A 20959-nucleotide genomic window follows, 5' to 3' on the forward strand; every position below is an offset into this window, starting at 1 on the left:
GGGGCTCTCTCTGCGAATCTATCGATGTCTAGGACTGGTGCGATACACCTAGATATCGAGGAATCGGACGTCCTTGGCGTTGCGCTGGATGAAGGAGCGGCGTTGCTCGACGTCCTCGCCCATGAGGATCGAGAAGATCTCGTCGGCCTGCGCCGCGTCCTCGAGCCCCACCTGGAGCATCAGGCGCTGGGAGGGGTCCATGGTGGTCTCCCACAGCTCGTCGGCATTCATCTCGCCGAGACCCTTGTAGCGCTGGACGGGGTTCTCCTTGGGGAGTTTCTTGCCCTGGGCCAGGCCGTCCTTCATCAGGGCGTCGCGCTCGGCGTCGGAGTAGACGAACTCGTGCTCGTGGGGCTTGTTCCAGCGCAGGCGGTAGAGGGGCGGCTGCGCCATGTAGACGAAGCCGTGCTCGATCAGCGGCTTCATGAAGCGGAACAGCAGGGTCAGCAGGAGGGTGTTGATGTGGTGGCCGTCGACGTCGGCGTCGGCCATCATCACGATCTTGTGGTAGCGCAGCTTCTCGAGGTTGAACTCCTCGTGGATGCCGGTGCCGAGCGCGGAGATGATCGCCTGGACCTCGGCGTTGGCGAGCACCTTGTCGATGCGGGCCTTCTCGACGTTGAGGATCTTGCCCCGGATCGGGAGGATCGCCTGGATGCGGGGGTCGCGGCCTTGTCGCGCGGATCCGCCGGCCGAGTCTCCCTCGACGATGAAGACCTCGCACTCCTCGGGATTGGTCGACTGGCAGTCGCTGAGCTTGCCGGGGAGGCTGCCGCCACCGAGCAGGCCCTTGCGGCCGCGGGCGAGCTCGCGCGCCTTGCGGGCGGCGATGCGCGCACTCGCGGCGGCCTGGCTCTTGCGGACGATGTCCTTGCCCTCGGCGGGGTTCTCCTCGAAGAAGGCACCGAGCTGGTCGTTGACGACCCGCTGGGTGAAGCCCTTGGCCTCGGTGTTGCCGAGCTTGGACTTGGTCTGGCCCTCGAACTGCGGCTCGCCGAGCTTGATCGAGATGATGGCGGTCAGACCCTCGCGGATGTCGTCACCGGAGACCCTGTCCTCCTTCTTCTTGATCAGGCCCCACTCCTCGCCCCAGTGGTTGACCAAGGAGGTGAGCGCCGCACGGAAGCCCTCCTCGTGGGTGCCGCCCTCGGGGGTGTTGATGTTGTTGGCGAAGGTGTGGACCGACTCGGTGTAGCTGGTGTTCCACTGCATCGCGACCTCGAGGCTCATCAGGCTGGGGGCCCCGGGCGGGGTCTCGGCCTCGAAGGAGATGACCGTCGGGTTGGCCTTGTCCTTGCGCCGGTTGAGGTGCTCGACGTAGTCGACGAGGCCGCGGTCGTACTTGAACACCCGCTCGAGGCCGGTCTCGGTGCGCTGGATGGCGTCGGAGCTCGCCTGGTCCAGCTGCGGGTCGATCGTGGGGTCCTCGACGGCCTCGGCGATCTCGGCGGCGTGCTCGCGCTCGTCGCGGACCACGATCTGGAGGCCCTTGTTGAGGAAGGCCATCTCGCGGATGCGGTTGGTGATCGTCTCGAGGTTGTAGTCGACGGTCTCGAAGATGTCCTGCGAGGCCCACCAGGTGATGGACGTGCCGGTCCGCTCGCCCGCCTCGAGCGGACGAACCTGCTCCAGCTCACCGTCGGGCACGCCGAGGGTGAAGGTCTGGCGCCACAGGTGGTCGCGGTTGCGGACCTCGGCGACCAGTCGCGTGGACAGCGCGTTGACCACCGAGACACCCACACCGTGGAGACCACCGGAGACCTTGTAGCCGCCCCCGCCGAACTTGCCTCCGGCGTGCAGCACCGTGAGGGCGAGCGTCAGCGCCGGCAGCTCCTGCCCGGGCGCCGTCCCGGTGGGGATGCCTCGCCCGTTGTCCTCGACCTTGATCGAGCCGTCGGCCTGCAGGGTCAGGACGATGCGGTCGCAGTAGCCCGCCATCGCCTCGTCGACGGAGTTGTCGACGATCTCCCAGATGAGGTGGTGCAGCCCCCGCTCGCCGGTGGACCCGATGTACATGCCCGGGCGCTTGCGGACCGCTTCGAGTCCTTCGAGGACCTGGATCGCGGAGGCGTCGTACTCCACGCCGTTGGGCTTCTCGACAGGGTTCTCGTCGCTCACGCGCATCCTCTGGTGGTTGGGCCACGCCGGTGGTCGGGGTGGGGCCGATGACATGCAAGGGGTCGCGACTGCACGCGTCGAATCCCGTCGACGGATGTGAGCCTGCGACCCACCGGCCATGATAGCCGTCTGAGCGCCTCAGATCACGCAGCAGCCCTCGAGCGGGGGAGGATTGTGGATGAGAGATGCCGCTGAGCGCTCACAGAGGCCGTCCTTGAGCGCCGATCAGGGAGGCAGATGTGTCCCCATATGGCTGGGCGGCTGCCAGATCGCCAGACCGCCGCAGGCGACGATCAGCCGTAGGTGTCGCGCGGCCCGCGGCCGTCCCTGCTGGAGAGGCGACCCTTCTTCCACGTCGGCAGGTGGGGTCCGACGACCTCGATCACGGTCACGGTGCCGTGCCCGAGCTCGGTGTTGAGGCGCTTGAGGATCGAGGGAGCGAGGAGCTTGAGCTGGGTCGCCCAGGCGGTGGAGTGGGTGCGCACGACCAGACGCCCGTCGGCGAAGGACTCGGGGACGCTGTGGGTCGCCACCTCGTCGCCGACCAGCTCGGCCCAGCGACCGAAGACCCCTTGGACCTTGAGGTCGAGCTCCCACCCGCGACTGGCGATCAGGCGCTCCATGCCGGCCTCGAGCAGCTGCGGGTCGCGGTCGTCGGGGTGTGCGCCTGCCGACTTCGGTGTCGTACGACGCCTCGGTTGCTGACGGCTGCGTGACTTCGGAGCCCGGCCCGGGCCGGCCGCGGCGGCCTTGGCCGCCGCTCGCGCCAGCTCGAGGCCGTCGGGCTGGTGCTCGGTGGGGGTCGGGTCGGGTCGGTGAGCTGCCTCGTCCGAGGGGATCGGCTCGTCAGACGTCGGCTCGTCAGGCATCGCGCGTCACCTCCCCGTCGGCCACGAGGAACCGCACACCCTGCAGGGCCTCGGGCACGTCGGCCGCGACGGCGGCGGTGACCAGGACCTGCTCTGCTCCGGCGACGAGCTCGGCCAGCTGGGCCCGACGCTCGGTGTCGAGCTCGGCGAAGACGTCGTCGAGGACCAGGATCGGGTCGTCACCGTCGGCGCGGAGCAGGTCGTAGGAGGCCAGCCGCAGGGCCAGGGCGAACGACCACGACTCACCGTGGCTGGCATAGCCCTTCACCGGCAGGCGGAGGTCGCCGTCCTGGTGGCCCGTGCCGAGGGTGAGCAGCAGCTCGTCGCGGTGGGGGCCGACCAGGGAGACCCCCCGGTCGAGCTCGTCCTTGCGCCGGGCCTCGATCGCCGTCAGCAGCGCCTGCTCGAGCTGGTCCCGTGACGGCTGCTCCTCGAAGTCCAGGTCGATGCTCGCGCGGTACTCCAGGTCGGCGTCGTCACGGCTCGCGCCGCGCGCGACCGCCTCGTAGGCCTTGCCGAGGTAGGGACCCAGATCGGCGACCAGGCGCAGCCGCGCGGCCAGCAGCTCGGCGCCGACCCGGGCGAGGTTCTCGTCCCACACCACCAGGGTGGCCAGAGCAGAGTCGCGGGCAGATCCGCGGGCGAAGGCTGCCGTCTTGAGCAGGCTGTTGCGCTGGCGCAGCACCCGGTCGTAGTCGGCGCGGACCGCAGCCAGGCGTGGCGCCCGGAGCACCGCCAGGTCGTCGAGGAAGCGTCGACGGTCGGACGGGTCGCCCTTGACCAGCGTGAGGTCGTCGGGTGCGAAGACGACAGTCCGCACCAGTCCCACGATCTCGCGGGGTCGCGAGAGCGGGGACTTGTTGATGCGGGCGCGGTTGGCGCGCCCGGGGTTCAGCTCGACCTCGAGCACCGCCGTACGACCGTCCTTCACCACCGCCGCGCGCACGATCGCCTGGTCGGTCCCCGCACGGACGAGCGGTGCATCGGTCGCCACCCGGTGGGAGGAGAGCCGCGAAAGGTAGTCGATCGCCTCGACCAGGTTGGTCTTGCCCTGACCGTTGCGGCCGATGAACGCCGTCGCTCCCGGCTCCAGCGCGACGTCGAGGTCGGCGTAGGAGCGGAAGTTGTGCAGGGTGAGGTGGGCGACGTGCACGGGGCAGCTAGCTCTCCGAGGGCTCGGACTCGGTGCCGACGCCGGCCTGCCGCGCCGCCCCGGCCTCCTCGGGCCGGCCCTGTCCGGACTCGCCGGCCTCGACGTCTCCACCCTTGGGGGGGACGGTCTGCATGGCGTGGCCGCCGAACTGGTTGCGCATCGCGGCCACTGCCTTCATGGCCGGGCTGTCGTCCTGGCGCGAGACGAACCTGGCATAGAGCGCAGCGGTGATCGCGGGAGTCGCGACCGCGTGCTCGATGCCTGCCTCGACGGTCCAGCGGCCCTCGCCGGAGTCCTCTGCATAGCCGCGGATCCCCTCCAGGCCGGGCTCTGCGTCGAGCGCCTCGACGAGGAGGTCGAGCAACCACGAGCGGATGACGGTGCCCTGGCGCCAGGAGCGGAACACCTCGGTGACGTTGTCGACCAGGTCGACCTTCTCGAGCAGCTCCCAGCCCTCGGCATAGGCCTGCATCATGGCGTACTCGATGCCGTTGTGGACCATCTTGGAGAAGTGGCCCGCGCCGACCTTGCCGGCATGGACGGCGCCGAACTGGCCCTCGTCGGTCTCGTGCGGCTTGAGCGCGTCGAAGGCCGGCTGGACCTTCTCGACGTCGGCCGCGTCGCCGCCGTACATCAGGGCATAGCCGTTCTCCAGGCCCCAGACGCCGCCGGAGACGCCGCAGTCGACGTAGCCGATCTTCTTCCTCGCGAGGAGCTCGGCGTTGGCGAGGTCATCGGTCCAGCGGGAGTTGCCGCCGTCGACCACGACATCGCCCTCGCCGAGGAGCTCGGCGAGCTCCTCGACCGTGCTGCGGGTCGCGTCGCCCGCGGGGACCATCACCCAGACGACCTTGGGGCTCGGGAGCGCCTCGACCAGGGCGCTGAGCGAGTCGACGTCGCTGACGTCGGGGTTGCGGTCGTAGCCGGTGACGGTGAGGTCGGCGCGCCGCATCCGCTCGCGCATGTTGCCGCCCATCTTGCCCAGTCCGACGAGTCCGATGTGCATGCCAGCAGCTCCTGGTGTCGTGGTGTGCGGTGCCTCCACTCAACCATCCCGGCGGTCAGGGGTGGAAGTGGTGCACGCCTCGGGCGGCAGGCGAGGCGAGCTCAGCTCAGGAGGCGCCTGGGCATCAGGAGGTAGCGGAAGGAGCTGCCGTCGTCGGCATCGGTGCCGGAGATGACCACGGGCTTGGTCGCCTGCGTGAAGGCGAGGTCGACCATCTCGCCGTCGATCGCGGTCAGGCCGTCGAGGAGGAACTGCGGGTTGAAGCCCGTGGTCAGTCCCTCGCCCTGCAGGTCGGCCTCGATGACCTCGGTCGCCTGGGCCTCGTCGCCCGAGCCTGCGTCGAGGACGAGCGAGTTGTCCTCGAACCTCAGCTGCACCGCGGTGTTGCGCTCGGCCACCAGCGCCACGCGCTTGACGGTCTCGACGAGCTCGGCCTTGTTGACCTTGGCGACGGTCAGGTGCTCGGACGGGAACAGGGAGCGGACCTTGGGGAACTCGCCGTCGAGGAGACGGGTGGTCGTACGGCGAACACCCCCGAGGCCGCTGCCCTCGAAGCCGATCAGGCCCTCGCCGGTTCCGCCGGCGCTGAGCGCGATGGTGACCTCCTCGCCGGAGGTGAGCGACTTGGCGGTGTCGCCGAGGACCTTCGCGGGCACCAGTGCGGCGACGGACTCGTCGGGGGTGCGCGGGTTCCAGGTCAGCTCGCGGTGGGAGAGGCGGAAGCGGTCGGTGGCCAGCAGCGCCATCGAGGACCCGTCGATCTCGATGCGCACACCGGTGAGCACGGGGAGCATGTCGTCGCGTCCGGCGGCGGTGACCGCCTGGGCCACGGCGTGGGCGAACTCCGAGCTCGACACCGTGCCGGTGGCGGCCGGCATCTGTGGCAGCGTCGGGTAGTCCTCGACCGGCATGGTCTGGAGGCTGAAGCGCGCCGAGCCGCAGACCAGCGAGGCACGCGGGCCCTCGAGGGTGACCTCGACCGGCTTGGCCGGCAGGCTGCGGCAGATGTCTGCGAGCAGCCGACCGCTGACCAGGGCCTTCCCCTCGGCACTCACCTCGGCCTTGAGCGTCGCGCGTGCAGACGTCTCGTAGTCGAAGGAGGACAGGACCAGGCCTTCGTCGCTCGCCTCGATGAGGAGCCCTGCCAGGACCGGTGAGCTGGGACGGACCGGCAGGCTGCGAGCCGCCCAGGCGACAGCATCGGCGAAGACGTCGCGATCGACGCGGAACTTCACAAGGCGCTCCTGTGCTTGAAGAACTGCATGAGGGTGTGGTTCGGGAAGTGCATCCTGCCACGCCGCCACGAACCGCGCGGGTTGTCCCCAGAAGGTCGGATGTTCAGAGGTTGTGGGATTCGAGGGACATATGGAGGTCCGTCGTAGTCATAGGGTGTGTGGAGTCTGTGCACAACTCGCGTTCTCGCAGGTCAGCCGCCGGACTCGTCGTGCACAGGGGTTGTGGACGAGCTGTCGGAAACTCGCACTCCGTTGTGTACGACGACCGCGCCGGCGCATTGTGTCGCTCGTGGCGCACAGGCCCTGTTGACGACACTCCGTCTCGAACCACACGTTCTCCACAGGGTGTGCGGCCTTGAGGCGGAGTGGTGTCAGCCCTGGCGCGAGTGCATCTTGATGCGGTTGGTCAGCTCGCTCACCTGGTTGAACACCGCGCGCCGCTCGGCGAGCAGCTGGTTGATCTTGCGGTCGGCGTACATCACCGTCGTGTGGTCGCGGTTGCCGAACTGAGCGCCGATCTTGGGAAGCGAGAGCTGCGTGAGCTCGCGGCACAGGTACATGCCGATCTGGCGTGCCATGACGAGGTGGCGTCCTCGGGAGGGGCCGGTGAGGTCCTCGATGGAGACCCCGAAGTAGGCGGCGGTCTGGGCGATGATGAGGGCCGGGGTGATCTCGGGCTCGCCACCCTCGGGGATCAGGTCCTTCAGCACGATCTCGGCCAGGGTCATGTCGACCTCCTGGCGGTTGAGGTTGGCGAACGCCGTGACGCGAATCAGGGCACCCTCGAGCTCACGGATGTTGGTCTGGATCTTGGAGGCGATGAACTCCAGGACGTCCGGTGGGGCGGTGAGGCGGTCCATCGCAGCCTTCTTGCGCAGGATCGCGATGCGGGTCTCGAGGTCGGGAGGCTGGACGTCGGTGATGAGCCCCCACTCGAACCGGTTGCGGAGTCGATCCTCGAGGGCCTCCAGGCGCTTGGGCGCCCGGTCGGAGGTGAGGACGATCTGCTTGTTGGCGTTGTGCAGGGTGTTGAAGGTGTGGAAGAACTCCTCCTGCGTCTGCGTCTTGCCCTCGAGGAACTGGATGTCGTCGATGAGCAGGACGTCGACGTCGCGGTAGCGCCGCTTGAACCGGTCCTGCCGGTCGTCGCGGATCGCATTGATGAACTCGTTGGTGAACTCCTCGCTCGAGACGTAGCGCACCTTGGCATTGCTGTAGAGGCTGCGCACGTAGTGGCCGATGGCGTGGAGCAGGTGCGTCTTGCCGAGCCCGGACTCGCCGTAGACCAGCAGAGGGTTGTAGGCCTTGCCGGGAGCCTCGGCGACGGCGACGGCGGCCGCGTGCGGGAACCGGTTGGAGGAGCCGATGACGAAGGTCTCGAAGGTGTACTTGGGGTTCAGCCTGGTCTCGAGCGCAGACCCGCGCCGCTCGCTGCTCGACGCGTCGACGTCGCGCGTCGGTGCCACGAGATCGGGTTGGACCGTGGACTCCGGTGGAGTGTCCAGCCCTGCAGTCGATATGTCGACAAGTTGACTTGTCTCTTCGTCGAGAGCTGGGGGCGCGGTGTCCTCGAGGGAGGGATTGACGCTGACGGCCATCCGGATCTCGCGGCCGAAGCGCTCACTGAGGGAGTCCTCCAGCTGGCCGCGCAGGCGCCCTTCGAGCTGCCCTCGGGTGAAGTCGTTGGGGACCGCGATGATCGCGGTGCTCTCGTGGAGCGTCACGGGCTCGCTGGCCCTGAGCCAGGCGCGCTGGTTCGGCTGGAGGTCCTCGACGATCGCACGCCACACCTGGCCGAGGTCGGCCTCGCCCGGCAGCCCGTCGGCTCCGGGTGGGCGGTGGCCGGTGTCGTTGAGGTCGTCCACAGGCCATGCTCGCTTTCACTGGGTTTCACGGGTGGTTCGGCGCTGCCACGGTCCGGTCAGGTCGGACCGGTGAAACGTGTCCACAGACTTTTCCACATGTTGTGAACGGTGGCGTCCAGATGGTCCATCTGGTCCGCCGCCGGTGTCCGACGTCGTCCCCCGCCCCGAGTTCGTGCAGGTCAGAGCCGGTTTTCCGGAGATGTGACGTGGGTCTCACAGCCCTCTGGAACCTGGTGGCGACGGCCGTACGGACGCCTGCTGGAAGCCTGAACCTAACAAGCATGAAGAGCACCGAGCAACACTTCATCCACAGGGTAGCCCTCGTGCCGGCCTCGCTGGTTTGACCGGTCTCCCGGGCACCGCGTACCGTTGACCGGTCACTCCGTGTCGACGGTTGCCGCATGTCCACGATCCATCACCTCGATGGTGCCTCGTGGGTGGGCGGTGCCGGCCGAAGGCCAGCCCCTGGTTCACAGACCACGGGCACAGGACACCATCCCCTGTCGTGGAGTGGACACCCTCGAATACCCAACGGAGACAAAGCCGTGAGCAAGCGCACTTACCAGCCGAACAACCGTCGTCGCCACAAGGTGCACGGCTTCCGACTCCGCATGCGCACCCGCGCGGGTCGCTCGATCCTGTCGGCTCGGCGCCGCAAGGGCCGCAAGAGCCTGGCCGTCTGACGGTCTGAGCTCACGGCGCCTGCCGTGCTGCCTGCCGCCCACCGACTCACCGACAGCGACGCGTTCCGCCTCACTGTGCGGTCGGGCCGTCGTGCCGGGACCCGTCTGCTGGTGGTCCACCTGCTCGTGGAGGAATCTGCGGACCAACAGCCCGCGCAGGTGGGGTTCACCGTCAGCAAGGCAGTGGGCAACGCCGTCGTGCGCAACCGGGTGAAGCGCCGGCTCCGCCACCTGACCAGGGAGCACCTCAGCACGCTCGAGGAGCTGCCGGGTCGAGTCACCATGGTGGTCAGGGCTCTGCCCGCGTCGGCGACCGCGACCAGCGCCGAGCTCGGCAACGACCTGCAGCACAGCCTCGGCCGCCTGCTCGGTGCGCGGGTGCCGGCGTGAAGCACGTGGTGATCGCCCTGCTGCGTGCGTGGCGCTTCGCCATCAGTCCGCTCTACGGGCAGGTCTGTCGCTACCACCCGACGTGCTCGGCCTACGCGCTCGATGCAGTCACCCAGTACGGTGCGGCTCGCGGGGGCTGGCTGGCTCTCCGCAGGCTGTCGCGGTGCCACCCGTGGGCTGCTGGTGGCTACGACCCCGTTCCCTCGCGTGCCGACACGGCCGCGAAACCCACCCCGACACGAGGAGCTTGAGTGCTCGACTTCTTCGGTGACATCGGCGGCGCCATCATGGCTCCGCTCTACTACGTCATCTCTGCGGTGCTGCTGGGCTTCCACAAGCTCTTCGGCGACATCTTCGGCCCCGCCAGCGGGATCGCCTGGGTGGCGTCGATCGTCGGCCTGACCCTCGTGATCCGCGCGGCCCTCATCCCGCTGTTCGTCAAGCAGATCAAGTCCAGCCGCAACATGCAGCTGATCCAGCCCAAGGTCCGCGAGCTCCAGAAGAAGTACGGTCACGACCGGGAGAAGCTGGCCCAGGAGACCATGAAGCTCTACCGCGAGTCGGGCAGCAACCCGTTCGCCTCGTGCTTGCCGATCCTGCTGCAGATGCCGATCTTCCTGGCCCTTTTCCGGCTCATCGACCAGGCTGCCAAGCACCCCGAGGACGTGCGCGGCCTCATGACGGTCAAGCTCAACGAGCAGTTCGGTGACGCCGTCTTCCTCGGTGCGAAGATCTCCGACACGTTCCTGGACACCAACGACCTCAGCGTGCGGGTGCTTGCTGCAGCACTGGTCGTCGCGATGACGGTCACGACCTTCCTCACCCAGCGCCAGCTGATGAGCAAGAACATGCCGGCCGACGCCCTTTCCGGCCCCTACGCCCAGCAGCAGAAGCTGCTCCTCTACGTGCTTCCCCTGGTCTTCGCGGTCGGCGGCATCGCCTTCCCGGTCGGAGTCCTCTTCTACTGGACCACCTCGAACATCTGGACCATGGGCCAGCAGTTCTACGTGATCCGCAACAACCCCGCGCCCGGTACCCCCGCTGCGAAGGCCAAGGCCGACCGCGACAGGGCGAAGGCCATCCGCAAGGGCAAGCTCCCCGAGGCGGAGGTCGCCCAGGCCGAGATCGCCGCCGCGGAGCCTTTGCGTCCGGCGCGGCAACAGCCGCAGCGACAGCCCCGCTCCCAGCGCAGCAAGAACAAGAAGAAGAAGCGCTAGCCCGTTCGGGCCCCACAGTTTCTTGCTCCCCGTGAGGGGAGCTCCCCCACGACCAGCAGGAGATGCACGTGAGCGAAGACTTGAAGCACGACCCGGCCCTCGACGCACCGCAGACCGATCGACCGAGCAAGGTAGAGCGCCTCGAGCAGGAGGGCGACATCGCTGCCGACTACCTCGAGGAGCTCCTCGACATCGCTGATCTCGACGGCGACCTCGACATGGACGTCGACGGGGACCGCGCGAGCGTGTCCATCGTCGGCGCTGACCTGAGCCAGCTCATCGGCGCCAAGGGCGAGGTGCTCGACGCGCTGCAGGAACTCACCCGGCTGGCGGTCTACCGGGAGACGGGTGAGCGATCGCGGCTCATGCTCGACATCGGCGGGCACCGCGCGGAGCAGCGCCGTCGCCTCGTCGCGCTGGCCGAGAAGTCCATCGAGGAAGTGCGGGCCAGTGGCGAGAGCCTCTCGCTCGAGGCGATGACGTCCTTCGAGCGGAAGGTCGTGCACGACGCAGTCGCCGCTGCCGGGCTGACGTCTGAGTCCGAGGGCACCGAGCCCCACCGTCACGTGGTGATCCTCCCGGCGTGAGGGACCAGCACGAGTCGGCGCCCCGTGCCGACGTTTCACGTGAAACAGCACCCTCCGCGCCGGCTGCGGCGCGGAGGGTGTTCTCGTCTGATGCCCTGACCGCGATCGAGGAGTACGCCGCACTCCTCGCCACCGAGGGGGTGCTTCGCGGGCTCATCGGGCCTCGTGAGGTTCCGCGGTTGTGGGAGCGCCACCTGTTGAACTCTGCGGTGCTGAGCGAGGCCATCCCTGAGGGTTCGACCGTCTGCGACATCGGTAGCGGTGCGGGCCTCCCCGGCCTGGCGTTGGCGATCGCACGTCCTGACCTCCGCGTGACTCTCGTGGAGCCCCTGCTGCGACGTACCACCTTCCTGGACGAGGTGGCGGGACAGCTCGGTCTCGACCAGGTCGAGGTCGTGCGAGGCCGTGCCGACTCACTTCACGGCGAGCGCGCCTACGACGTGGTCACCTCGCGCGCAGTGGCTCCCCTGACTCGTCTGCTCGAGTGGTCGATGCCCCTGGTGGGTCCATCAGGTGCGCTGCTGGCCATGAAGGGGCAGTCCGTCGAGGACGAGATCGTCGAGGCCGGACCCGTGCTGAAGCGTTACAGGTGTGGCGAACCTGAGGTACTGACCTTGGGCGCGGAGGTCGTCGATCCCCCTACCCGGGTCGTACGGGTGGCCTGGGCGGATCCGACGCAGGTAGGTTGGCCTCTTGCGTCGACGTCGCGCGCCTCGGCCCGTAAGTCCGGCAAGAAGGGCTCCCGACGCCCACGCGACTCCTGACTGGAAGGTTTGCCCGTGTCCGAGGACCACCTCGAACGTCCGACCAGCGGCTCGTCGGACCCGTTCTCCCCACCCTTATCCACCGGTGACGCGCCGCTCCCTGAGCGGGGTTATCCACAGGATGGTGCTCTCTCTCCACAGGATGGGGAAACTATCGCTGTTTCACGTGAAACCGAATCGCAGGACGATGTTTCACGTGAAACGGATGCGCCGACCCCAGGCTGGCAGGTCCGCACGGCTGGTGACCTGGCCGACGCGGAGTCGCCCCTGGTCGACCACAGCACTCCGTTGGCCCAAGCCGCCGAGCACTCAGTCCTCGCGCGCAGTGGTGGGTTGCGGCGCCAGGGAGTCCCTCGTCCTGATCGCACCAGGGTGATGGTCGTGGCCAACCAGAAGGGCGGGGTCGGCAAGACCACGTCCACAGTCAACGTCGCTGCGGGCCTGGCCCAGCTAGGACAGCGGGTCCTGGTCATCGACCTCGATCCCCAGGGCAACGCCTCCACGGCGCTGAGCGTGCCGCACCACCGCGGCGTGCCGTCGACCTACGACATGCTGGTGGAGGGCTCACCTCTCGCCGACGTCGTCACCGAATCACCTGATCTTCCCGGCCTCTGGGTGGTCCCCGCCACCATCGACCTCGCCGGCGCGGAGATCGAGCTCGTCAGTGTCGTGGCACGCGAGAACAGGCTCAACCGGGCGATCGAGGCACACCCCCTCGTGGGACGCGCCGAGGACGTCGGCGACGACCGCTTCGACTACGTCTTCATCGACTGCCCGCCATCACTGGGGCTCCTGACCCTGAACGCCCTGGTGGCCGGTCGGGAGATGTTCATCCCGATCCAGGCCGAGTACTACGCCCTCGAGGGTCTTGGACAGCTCCTCGAGACTGTCGAGATGGTGCGCCAGCACCTCAACCCTCGCCTGGTGGTCTCCACCATCCTCCTGACGATGTACGACGCCCGCACCCGGCTCGCAGCCGGCGTCGCCGAGGAGGTGCGAGGCCACTTCGGAGACGAGGTGCTCAAGACGGCCGTGCCCCGATCGGTGCGCGTGTCCGAGGCTCCGTCCTACGGACAGACCGTGATGACCTACGACCCCGCTTCTCCGGGCGCGCTCTCCTACCTCGAGGCGGCTCGTGAGATCGCCAGCAAGGGAGCCCCCGCATGAACGCCACCAACCCGCCACGCCGCGGTCTGGGCAGGGGCCTGGGCTCACTGATCCCGACCGCACCCGCGCAGACCCGCGACGGTGCCGGCACGGCACCGACCGGTACTGGTACCGAGGGGGAGTCCCCATCTCGGGGCGAGGGAGCCCCGCACCCAGCACCCGGGACGACGGTCGAGGGTCCGGGCTCGCCGGCGACCATCGACGGAGCCTGGTTCGCTGAGCTGCCCATCGGCTCGATCCGCCCGAACGCCCGCCAGCCTCGACAGGTGTTCGAGGAGGAGGCGCTGGCCGAGCTGGTGCACTCCATCAAGGAGGTCGGACTGCTGCAGCCGGTCGTCGTACGCAAGCGCGGTGACGACGACTATGAGCTCATCATGGGGGAGCGGCGCTGGCGGGCGTCGCAGGAAGCCGGCCGGGACACGATCCCCGCGATCGTGCGCGACACCGACGACGTCGACATGCTGCGCGACGCCCTCCTGGAGAACCTCCACCGCTCCCAGCTCAACCCCCTCGAGGAGGCCGCCGCCTACGGTCAGCTGCTCGAGGACTTCGGCTGCACCCACGAGGAGCTCGCCCAGCGCATCGGGCGCTCGCGTCCCCAGATCTCCAACACCCTTCGCCTGCTCAAGCTCTCACCCGCGGTTCAGCGCCGCGTGGCCGCGGGCGTCCTCTCCGCCGGCCACGCTCGCGCCCTGCTCAGCGTCGACGATCCCGATGTCCAGGACCGTCTCGCCGGCCGCGTGACGGCCGAGGGGATCAGCGTCCGCGGCCTCGAGGAGATCGTCTCCCTCGGCACCGAACCCGAGCGGCCCACCAGGCTCCAGCGCAGCAAGCCGACCGCTCCCGGGCTCGCCGACCTCGCGGAGCGGCTCTCCGACCGGCTCGAGACCCGCGTCAAGGTCGACCTGGGGAAGTCCAAGGGCAAGATCACCGTGGAGTTCGCCAGCCTCGAGGACCTCCGCCGCATCGTGGACGTCATGGACCCCCGCAACCGCGACGACCGGCCCATCTGACGGAGAGGTTGCGATCACCGGAACGGACGTTCGGACGCTTGGCGCGCGAGGGGGAGCCAACACCCGAATAAGTCGACAAAGAGATAAAGCCATATAGCGACGAAGCGATCTAGCTACGAGTCGCCTGCAGCCCGCGCAGCGCGCCGGCGCGCCCGCTCGGCCTTCTCCTCGGCGTCGAGCTCGGCCGCACGCTCGAGGGTGGGTGCGGTGCCACCGTGCCGTGCGGGTAGCCACCACGAACCGGCGGGCTGCTCCTCGGCCGGGTAGCGAGCGATCGTCTCGTCGAGGAGCACGGCCATCCGCGACTTCAGCTCGGCGGTCTCGGCGACCGGATCGGCCCCCGTCGGGTGCAGGGGCTCACCGACCGAGATGGCGATGGTCTTGCCGCGGGAGAAGTCCCGGGGATGGTCCTTGGTGAACAGGCGCTGCGTGCCCCACAGGACCACGGGCACGAGGGGCACCCCGGCCTCGGCGGCGATCCGCACCGCACCGGTCTTGAACTCCTTGAGCTCGAAGGACCGCGAGATGGTCGCCTCGGGAAAGATTCCGACCGCCTCGCCCGAGCGGAGGTACGACACCGCGTCCTGGAAGGACTGGAGACCCTCGCCGCGGTCCACGGAGATGTGGTGCATCGAGCGCATCACCGGACCACCCACGGCGTGGTCGAAGACCTCGCGCTTGGCCATGAAGCGCACCAACCGTCGCGAGGGGTGGGCCGCGAGCCCGCCGTAGATGAAGTCGAGGTAGCCCACGTGGTTGCAGACCAGGAGCACACCACCGTGGGTGGGCACGTGCTCGGTCCCCGTCATCTCGAACCGCTGGCCCAGCAGCTTGAAGCCGGCCAGGGCAGTGCGGATGATCGCGGGGTAGGTCAGGTCGCGCATGCGCGCAGCCTAGCCAGCGTCGCTAGCGCCTCGTCGCGAGGAACTCACCGATCCGGCCGATGGCCTCCTCGAGGACAGCCGCCTCGGGAAGGGTGACCAGCCGGAAGTGATCGGGCGCGGGCCAGTTGAAGCCGGTGCCGTGGGTGACGAGGATCTTCTTCGCGCGCAGCAGCTCGATCACGAAGTCCTGGTCGTCCTCGATCGCGTAGACGTCGGGGTCGAGGCGCGGAAAGCAGTAGAGCGCCCCGGAGGGCTTCACGGAGGTGACCCCGGGGATCTCGTTCAGCAGTCGGTGGGCGAGCATCGACTGCTCGTAGAAGCGTCCGCCTGGACCGATGAGCTCCTCGATGGACTGATAGCCGCCCAGGGCGGTCTGGATCGCGTGCTGCGCCGGGACGTTGGCGCACATCCGCATGTTGGCGATGAGGGTGAGCCCCTCGAGGAAGTCGGTGGCGATCTCCTTGGGGCCCGAGATCATCACCCACCCTGCGCGATAGCCGCACACCCGGTAGGCCTTCGACAGACCTGAGAAGGTCAGGCACAGCACGTCGTTGCCGGCGAAGGTGGCCGCGTGGTGGTGCACTGCGTCCTCGAAGAGGATCTTCTCGTAGATCTCGTCCGCCATCACCACGAGCCGGTGCCGTCGAGCGATGTCGACGAGAGCCCGCACGGTCTCCTCGCTGTAGACCGCTCCGGTGGGGTTGTTGGGGTTGATGATCACGATCGCGTGGGTGTTCTCGGTGATCTTGGCCTCGACGTCGGCGAGGTCGGGGTTCCAGTCGTTGGACTCGTCGCACAGGTAGTGGACCGGCGTGCCGCCCGCCAGGGTCACCGCCCCGGTCCACAGCGGGTAGTCGGGCGCCGGGATGAGGATCTCGTTGCCGTCGTCGACGAAGGCCTGCAGGACCATCGAGATCAGCTCGGACACCCCGTTGCCGATGTAGATGTCCTCGACGCCGACCTCACGGAGCCCGTGCGACTGGTAGTAGTGCATGACGGCGGTGCGGGCCGACCAGATGCCCTGGGAGTCGCTGTAGCCCTGGGACTCCGGGAGGTGGTGGATCATGTCGGCCAGGATCTGCTCGGGGGCGTCGAAGCCGAACGGCGCGGTGTTGCCGATGTTGAGCTTGAGGATCCGGTGTCCCTCGGCCTCGAGCCGCTGTGCCTCGACCAGGATCGGCCCCCGCACGTCGTAGCGGACACCTCGAAGCTTCTGGCTCTGGCGGATCTGGCGCATGGCCTCATCCTCGCAGGCCGCTGCAGTGGCTAACATCCAATATGTGTCACGCAAGACCGTCCGCCTGACGGTCGACCACCTCCAGGAGATGGCCGAGCCGCAACGTTCGTGCGTCTACTGGCAGCTCACGCCGGTCGACGCCGGCCGCCTCGACGCCGAGGAGCGCGCGGTGGAGAAGGAGCGCTGGGTCTCCGCCGTCCTGCGCGAGTGGGGATCCTGCGGACGCGTCGCGATGGCCGACGGGCGCCAGCTGGGCCATGCCATCTACGCACCCGCGTCCTGGCTGCCGGGTGCCGCGAGTCTGCCCACGTCGCCGAGCACGCCCGACGCGGTGGTCCTGGCGTCGGTCTACGTCGAGCCCTTCGCCCGAGGAGGCGGGATCGGCAGGCTGCTCGTGCAGGGCGTGGCGGCGGACCTGGTGGAGCGGGGCTTCACCGCGGTGGAGACGTACGGCGACACGCGCGGCCGCACCTCGGGGTGCGTCCTGCCCTCGGACTTCTGGGGGAGCGTGGGGTTCAAGACCCAGCGCGCCCACGCGACGACACCCCGGATGCGGATGGAGCTGCGGTCGGCGATCTCGTGGAAGGACGAGGTCGAGCTGGCGCTGGAGAAGGTGTGGGGCGTCGTACGCCCGGCCAAGCAGAAGGCGGCCCGCCCGATCGGTGGATCGGTGCGGACCGCCTCGAAGCCTGGTGGCTGAGCCACGCGGCTCAGATGAAGTCGGCGAGCTCCTTGAGGAGCGCGGCCTTGGGCTTGGCGCCGACGATCGACTTCACGACCTCGCCGCCCTGGTAGACGTTGATCGTCGGGATGCCGGTCACGCGGTAGGACGAGGGCGTGACGGGGTTCTCGTCGACGTTCATCTTGAGCAGCGTGATCTTCTCGCCGTGCTCGGCGTTGATCTCGTCGAGGATGGGGGCGACCTGGCGGCAGGGGCCGCACCACTCCGCCCAGAAGTCGACCAGGACGGGCTTGTCGGACTTGAGGACCTGCGCCTCGAACTCGGCGTCGGTCACTGCGGCGATGTTGGCCACGGCGGGACCTTTCAACTCGGGTGGTGGGTCTGTGACAAGTGAACACCACGCCTCGGACGCTGTATTCCCCACGCGCCGACGCGGGGAAGCGTCGCGTCCGACGGTGAACTCGTGAACCCAGCAAACAGTGTAGTACCTTCACTACATGCACAGTCCGGAGGAGACCGCTGCGTTGGACAGGGTGCTGCACCTCGCGGCGCTGGTCCAGCGCGACCTGTCGCGCTTCGAGAGGGAGTCGGGTCTCACGACGCCCCGGGTGCACCTGCTGTGGGTCCTCGGGGAGACGGGCCCCACGACGCAGCAGCGGCTGTCAGCTGCTCTGGGGGTGACTCCGCGCAACGTCACCGGCCTGGTCGACGGGCTCGTAAGCAGCGGCCACGTGACACGCGAGCCGCACCCGACCGACCGGCGGGCAACCCTGGTCACACCGACGGAGGACGGCGCCCGGGTGATCGTCGACCTCGTCTCAAGCCACGCCGAGCTGGCCCATGAGCTCTTCGGCGACCTGCCCGCGACGCGCCTGGCGGCGTTCTCCGCCACCCTCGACCAGACCATCGAGACCTTCACCAGCCTGATGGGCGATCACGCACCATGACCGGCGTACGACGACTGTTGGCGCCCGCGAGGGAGGCCTTGCTCCTCGAGGTGGCTCTCTACCGCTCCCTGGCCCGATGGCTGGCGCGCCGACCGGACGTACCGGCCGGCGCGACGCCGGTGGGCTACGGACAGCTCGCGGCGCCGATGATGTGGCTGTGGATCTTCGGCTCGGCGACCGAGGTGATCGTCGTCGAGGTGCTGATGCGCCACTGGGACAACCCGGTCACCTCGGCCCTGCGCACGCCGCTGCTCGTGCTGGGCGTGTGGGGAGTGCTGTGGATGCTGGGGATGCTTGCGTCCTACCGGGTGCGGCCGCACCTGCTCCTGGACGACCGGCTCATCGCCCGCAGCGGGGCACGCACCCGCGTCGTCGTACCCCTCGGGGCGGTCGAGTCCACCCGGACGGTGGAGCACGAGCTGCCGGGGGTGATCAGGTCGCTCCACGTCGAGGAGGGTCTCGTCCTCGTGGGGGTCAGCTCACAGACCAACCTCGAGCTCGTGCTCAGCGGCCCCACGGTCCTCGAGACCTCGGGAGGCGCCGTCACCGCCACTCGGGTCGCCGTGTGGGTGGACGACCCGCGGGGGGTCGCCGCAACCCTCAGGCTCCGGCGGTCTGCACCGTCTCGGTGATGACCTCGGCCGTCGCCTCGGCGGAGCCCGCGGTGGAGGCAGCGTGGTCGAGGGCGGCGATGTAGCGCTCCGCGTCCAGCGCGGCCGCGCAGCCGGTGCCGGCGGCGGTGATCGCCTGGCGGTAGTGGTGGTCGACCAGGTCACCCGCCGCGAAGACGCCCGGGAGGTTGGTGGCGGTCGAGGGGTGGTTGACCAGGACGTAGCCGTCGTCGTCGAGGTCGACCTGACCGGTGAGCAGCTCGGAGCGGGGGTCGTGGCCGATGGCGATGAACAGGCCGGTGACCGCGAGCTCTCGCTCGTCGCCGGTGACGGTGTCGCGCAGCGTGATGGACTCGACGCGCTCGTCGCCGTTGATGGCGGCGACCTCGGAGTTCCAGACCATCTCGAGCTTCGGGTCGGCGAAGGCGCGCTCCTGCATGATCTTGGACGCGCGCAGCTCGTCGCGGCGGTGGATCAGGTAGACCCTCGAGCCGAAACGGGTGAGGAAGGTGGCCTCCTCGATCGCGGAGTCGCCGCCGCCGACGACAGCGATGGCCTGCTCGCGGAAGAAGAAGCCGTCGCAGGTCGCGCACCACGAGACGCCGCGGCCGGAGAGCTCCTCCTCGCGGGGCAGCCCGAGCTTGCGGTAGCCCGAGCCGGTCGCAAGGATCACCGAGCGCGCGGTGTAGGTGTCGGTGGCGGTCTTCACGACCTTGACGTCACCGGTGAGGTCGACCTCGAGGACGTCGTCGGACACGAGCTCGGCGCCGAACCGCTCGGCCTGGGCGCGCATCTCGTCCATCAGCGCGGGACCCATGATCCCGTCACGGAAGCCGGGGAAGTTCTCGACCTCGGTGGTGTTCATCAGCGCACCGCCTGCGGTGACCGAGCCCTCGAAGACCAGGGGCTCGAGCGCGGCCCGGGCGGCGTAGACGGCGGCAGTGTAGCCAGAGGGGCCGGAGCCGATGATGATCACGTTGCGGGTCGTCGCGTCGGTCGGGGCGGTCGTCTCGCTCATGGCTTCGGTGGCTCCTGGTGATCGATCGTGGGTGTGCCCGTCTCAACCGATCGTAGGCCAGCAGTGTTCCCGTGGCCGCCGTGGCTCAGCGCACGCGCAGCCGCAGGCGGTGGGTCTCCTCGCCGTCCGCGCACGCGTAGACCTCGACCGCCTGTCGACCGCTGATGGCCGGACGGAACACTGCCAGGGCCGGGTCCCCGTCGAGGGTGACCTGGACCTGCCGGCCGGGACCGGTCAGCGTCACCGAGCAGGCGCGGCCGGCCAGCAGGTCGGGGGTGGACTGTCGCGCAGACAGTGCATCCGTCCGGAGCCGTCGCAGGTCCTCCCTGAGGTGCGTGGACCGCACCGTGGGGAGCGCGGCGTCGCTCTCGGCGCCGAGGCTGCGCGACTCGGTCATCGCCGACGGCGCCTCCGGGTCGGCCGCCGAGGACCCTTCCTCGGCACGCTTCTCGCTGGCTCCGGAACCGTCCGTGGCGGAGCTCGCGTCGCCGGCCATCTGGTCCGACCCGCCGAAGCCCTCGAGGACCTGTCCGAGCCCGACGCCGGCGACGACGACGGCCGCTGCGGCAAGCAGGGCACCGCGACGCCGCTGGCGCCGGCGGGCAGAGAGGTCGACCACCGGCTCCGTGGCACGCAGCTCCCGTCTCTCGGCGGTGAGCCCGGCCAGCACGTCGTCGAGGCGGGCGCGGACGTCGTCGGGCAGCGGGGCGTCGTGGCGCGACTCGGCGAGCAGACGGCGTACGGCATCCTGCTCGGCGTCGTGGTCGGGGCGGGTCATGGTCACCTCCTCGAGGTGTGGAGACGGTCGGGGTTCGGGCGCAGGGGCATCAGGACGCGGGTGGTCCGCGAGGTGACCTCGGGGATTGGACGGTGCCGGGCCCCGGCGGGTTCCCGGGACCGGGCGCGCTGGGGGTCGCGTCGAGGTCGAGCAGGAGGGGAGCGAGCCTGGCGCGTCCGCGCGAGCACCTGGACTTCACGGTGCCGGAGGCGCAACCCAGCATCTCGGCGGCCTCGGCGACGCTGTGTCCCTCCATGTCGACGAGCACCAGCGCCGCGCGCTGCTCGACGGGCAGCGTCGCCAGCGCGTCGAGGACCCGCTGCCGTCGCTCGCGGTCCAGTGCGGTGGCCTCGGGGCCGTCGGCCGGGGTCGCCGCTGCGACGAGACTGCCGCGGTCCTCGACGTCCTCGGGCAGTGCCTCGACGCGTCGGACCTTGGCGGCACGGTGCCGGTCGAGGCAGGCGTTCACGACGATGCGGTGCAGCCAGGTGGTGACCGCGGAGTCGCCGCGGAAGGACCCGGCGCGCCGGAATGCGGCGATCATGGCGTCCTGGAGACCGTCGGCGGCGTCCTCGGGGTTGCCCATCGTGCGGAGCGCCACGGCCCACAGCCGGTCGCGATGGCGCCCGAACAGCTCGCCGAAGGCGTCGGGGTCGCCGGCGACGTGGGCCCTCAGGAGCTCGACGTCGCTGGGATGCGGCTCGCTGCTCATGGGGTCGGTGTCCATGGGGTCGG

General features: G+C 69.2%; 23 protein-coding genes. 11 read left to right on the top strand and 12 right to left on the bottom strand.

All coding sequences use genetic code 11. The features are described 5' to 3' along the window. Positions 1-48: 48 nt before the first annotated feature. The 6 genes from gyrB to dnaA all read right to left on the bottom strand — a co-directional run bounded on the left by gyrB (position 49) and on the right by dnaA (position 8246). The gene (gene gyrB / locus EXE58_RS07990) at positions 49-2124 is read right to left on the bottom strand and encodes a DNA topoisomerase (ATP-hydrolyzing) subunit B (RefSeq protein ID WP_135267390.1); all 2076 of its coding nucleotides are present in this window, start codon (positions 2122-2124) and stop codon (positions 49-51) included. Between the two features lie 287 nt (positions 2125-2411). Continuing rightward, positions 2412-2987, bottom strand: a complete 576-nt coding sequence (locus EXE58_RS07995) for a DciA family protein (RefSeq protein ID WP_135267391.1) — start codon at positions 2985-2987, stop codon at positions 2412-2414. Next, entirely contained in the window at positions 2980-4140 is a 1161-nt protein-coding gene (gene recF, locus EXE58_RS08000) for a DNA replication/repair protein RecF (RefSeq protein WP_135267392.1), read from the bottom strand. Before recF ends, EXE58_RS07995 begins: the two co-directional genes overlap by 8 nt. A gap of 7 nt (positions 4141-4147) precedes the next feature. Next, positions 4148-5146, bottom strand: coding sequence for a phosphogluconate dehydrogenase (NAD(+)-dependent, decarboxylating) (gene gnd / locus EXE58_RS08005; protein WP_135267393.1), 999 nt, complete (start codon positions 5144-5146; stop codon positions 4148-4150). A 101-nt stretch (positions 5147-5247) separates the two neighbouring features. After that, on the bottom strand, positions 5248-6381 hold the full coding sequence (gene dnaN / locus EXE58_RS08010) for a DNA polymerase III subunit beta (protein WP_135267394.1): 1134 nt from the start codon (positions 6379-6381) through the stop codon (positions 5248-5250). A gap of 371 nt (positions 6382-6752) precedes the next feature. Then, entirely contained in the window at positions 6753-8246 is a 1494-nt protein-coding gene (gene dnaA, locus EXE58_RS08015) for a chromosomal replication initiator protein DnaA (RefSeq protein ID WP_135267395.1), read from the bottom strand. A gap of 545 nt (positions 8247-8791) precedes the next feature. On the opposite strand from dnaA, the gene rpmH reads away from it, so the two are divergent. The 8 genes from rpmH to EXE58_RS08055 all read left to right on the top strand — a co-directional run bounded on the left by rpmH (position 8792) and on the right by EXE58_RS08055 (position 14067). Next, a complete protein-coding gene (rpmH, locus tag EXE58_RS08020; protein ID WP_135267396.1) occupies positions 8792-8929 on the top strand; it encodes a 50S ribosomal protein L34 in 138 nt (45 codons plus the stop codon). Positions 8930-8953: 24 nt separating this feature from the next. After that, a complete protein-coding gene (rnpA, locus tag EXE58_RS08025) occupies positions 8954-9319 on the top strand; it encodes a ribonuclease P protein component (RefSeq protein WP_135267397.1) in 366 nt (121 codons plus the stop codon). Next, complete coding sequence (yidD, locus tag EXE58_RS08030; RefSeq protein ID WP_135267398.1) at positions 9316-9570, top strand: membrane protein insertion efficiency factor YidD; 255 nt, start codon at positions 9316-9318, stop codon at positions 9568-9570. The genes rnpA and yidD overlap by 4 nt, the downstream gene beginning before the upstream one ends. Positions 9571-9606: 36 nt before the next feature. Further along, positions 9607-10536: a membrane protein insertase YidC gene (yidC, locus tag EXE58_RS08035; protein ID WP_244242532.1), complete on the top strand. Its 930-nt coding sequence runs from the start codon at positions 9607-9609 to the stop codon at positions 10534-10536. Positions 10537-10604: 68 nt separating this feature from the next. After that, positions 10605-11123, top strand: a complete 519-nt coding sequence (locus EXE58_RS08040) for a Jag family protein (RefSeq protein ID WP_425271673.1) — start codon at positions 10605-10607, stop codon at positions 11121-11123. A gap of 77 nt (positions 11124-11200) precedes the next feature. Further along, entirely contained in the window at positions 11201-11887 is a 687-nt protein-coding gene (gene rsmG / locus EXE58_RS08045) for a 16S rRNA (guanine(527)-N(7))-methyltransferase RsmG (RefSeq protein WP_135267401.1), read from the top strand. Between the two features lie 375 nt (positions 11888-12262). Beyond that, entirely contained in the window at positions 12263-13054 is a 792-nt protein-coding gene (locus tag EXE58_RS08050) for a ParA family protein (protein WP_167288747.1), read from the top strand. Then, positions 13051-14067: a ParB/RepB/Spo0J family partition protein gene (locus tag EXE58_RS08055; RefSeq protein WP_135267402.1), complete on the top strand. Its 1017-nt coding sequence runs from the start codon at positions 13051-13053 to the stop codon at positions 14065-14067. The genes EXE58_RS08050 and EXE58_RS08055 overlap by 4 nt, the downstream gene beginning before the upstream one ends. A gap of 113 nt (positions 14068-14180) precedes the next feature. Here the strand turns inward: EXE58_RS08055 and EXE58_RS08060 are convergent, their stop codons facing one another. Continuing rightward, positions 14181-14951, bottom strand: a complete 771-nt coding sequence (locus tag EXE58_RS08060) for a lysophospholipid acyltransferase family protein (protein ID WP_135267403.1) — start codon at positions 14949-14951, stop codon at positions 14181-14183. Positions 14952-14973: 22 nt separating this feature from the next. Beyond that, the gene (locus EXE58_RS08065; RefSeq protein WP_135267404.1) at positions 14974-16188 is read right to left on the bottom strand and encodes a pyridoxal phosphate-dependent aminotransferase; all 1215 of its coding nucleotides are present in this window, start codon (positions 16186-16188) and stop codon (positions 14974-14976) included. A 43-nt stretch (positions 16189-16231) separates the two neighbouring features. On the opposite strand from EXE58_RS08065, the gene EXE58_RS08070 reads away from it, so the two are divergent. Continuing rightward, a complete protein-coding gene (locus EXE58_RS08070) occupies positions 16232-16888 on the top strand; it encodes a GNAT family N-acetyltransferase (RefSeq protein WP_135267405.1) in 657 nt (218 codons plus the stop codon). A gap of 10 nt (positions 16889-16898) precedes the next feature. Here the strand turns inward: EXE58_RS08070 and trxA are convergent, their stop codons facing one another. Beyond that, positions 16899-17222 (bottom strand): thioredoxin, encoded by a 324-nt coding sequence (trxA, locus tag EXE58_RS08075; RefSeq protein ID WP_135267406.1) that lies wholly within the window; start codon positions 17220-17222, stop codon positions 16899-16901. 145 nt (positions 17223-17367) lie between these two features. Between trxA and EXE58_RS08080 the strand changes: the two genes are divergently transcribed. Further along, a complete protein-coding gene (locus EXE58_RS08080; RefSeq protein WP_135267407.1) occupies positions 17368-17817 on the top strand; it encodes a MarR family winged helix-turn-helix transcriptional regulator in 450 nt (149 codons plus the stop codon). Continuing rightward, positions 17814-18449 (top strand): hypothetical protein, encoded by a 636-nt coding sequence (locus tag EXE58_RS08085; RefSeq protein WP_135267408.1) that lies wholly within the window; start codon positions 17814-17816, stop codon positions 18447-18449. The genes EXE58_RS08080 and EXE58_RS08085 overlap by 4 nt, the downstream gene beginning before the upstream one ends. Here the strand turns inward: EXE58_RS08085 and trxB are convergent. The 3 genes from trxB to sigM all read right to left on the bottom strand — a co-directional run bounded on the left by trxB (position 18418) and on the right by sigM (position 20951). Then, entirely contained in the window at positions 18418-19446 is a 1029-nt protein-coding gene (trxB, locus tag EXE58_RS08090) for a thioredoxin-disulfide reductase (protein WP_135267409.1), read from the bottom strand. The genes EXE58_RS08085 and trxB overlap by 32 nt on opposite strands. An 85-nt stretch (positions 19447-19531) precedes the next feature. Then, positions 19532-20224 (bottom strand): hypothetical protein, encoded by a 693-nt coding sequence (locus EXE58_RS08095; protein WP_135267410.1) that lies wholly within the window; start codon positions 20222-20224, stop codon positions 19532-19534. 49 nt (positions 20225-20273) lie between these two features. Next, the gene (gene sigM / locus EXE58_RS08100) at positions 20274-20951 is read right to left on the bottom strand and encodes an RNA polymerase sigma factor SigM (protein WP_135267411.1); all 678 of its coding nucleotides are present in this window, start codon (positions 20949-20951) and stop codon (positions 20274-20276) included. Positions 20952-20959: the final 8 nt, after the last annotated feature.

This window comes from Nocardioides seonyuensis, assembly GCF_004683965.1.
GTDB classification, from domain to species: domain Bacteria; phylum Actinomycetota; class Actinomycetes; order Propionibacteriales; family Nocardioidaceae; genus Nocardioides; species Nocardioides seonyuensis.

Coding starts and splice junctions, on each gene's coding strand:
- gyrB (WP_135267390.1), bottom strand. CDS start 2,124: ATGCGCGTGAGCGACGAGAACCCTGTCGAGAAGCCCAACGGCGTGGAG.
- EXE58_RS07995 (WP_135267391.1), bottom strand. CDS start 2,987: ATGCCTGACGAGCCGACGTCTGACGAGCCGATCCCCTCGGACGAGGCA.
- gnd (WP_135267393.1), bottom strand. CDS start 5,146: ATGCACATCGGACTCGTCGGACTGGGCAAGATGGGCGGCAACATGCGC.
- yidC (WP_244242532.1), top strand. CDS start 9,607: ATGGCTCCGCTCTACTACGTCATCTCTGCGGTGCTGCTGGGCTTCCAC.
- EXE58_RS08050 (WP_167288747.1), top strand. CDS start 12,263: ATGGTCGTGGCCAACCAGAAGGGCGGGGTCGGCAAGACCACGTCCACA.
- EXE58_RS08055 (WP_135267402.1), top strand. CDS start 13,051: ATGAACGCCACCAACCCGCCACGCCGCGGTCTGGGCAGGGGCCTGGGC.
- EXE58_RS08060 (WP_135267403.1), bottom strand. CDS start 14,951: ATGCGCGACCTGACCTACCCCGCGATCATCCGCACTGCCCTGGCCGGC.
- EXE58_RS08065 (WP_135267404.1), bottom strand. CDS start 16,188: ATGCGCCAGATCCGCCAGAGCCAGAAGCTTCGAGGTGTCCGCTACGAC.
- EXE58_RS08080 (WP_135267407.1), top strand. CDS start 17,368: ATGCACAGTCCGGAGGAGACCGCTGCGTTGGACAGGGTGCTGCACCTC.
- EXE58_RS08085 (WP_135267408.1), top strand. CDS start 17,814: ATGACCGGCGTACGACGACTGTTGGCGCCCGCGAGGGAGGCCTTGCTC.
- trxB (WP_135267409.1), bottom strand. CDS start 19,446: ATGAGCGAGACGACCGCCCCGACCGACGCGACGACCCGCAACGTGATC.
- EXE58_RS08095 (WP_135267410.1), bottom strand. CDS start 20,224: ATGACCCGCCCCGACCACGACGCCGAGCAGGATGCCGTACGCCGTCTG.
- sigM (WP_135267411.1), bottom strand. CDS start 20,951: ATGGACACCGACCCCATGAGCAGCGAGCCGCATCCCAGCGACGTCGAG.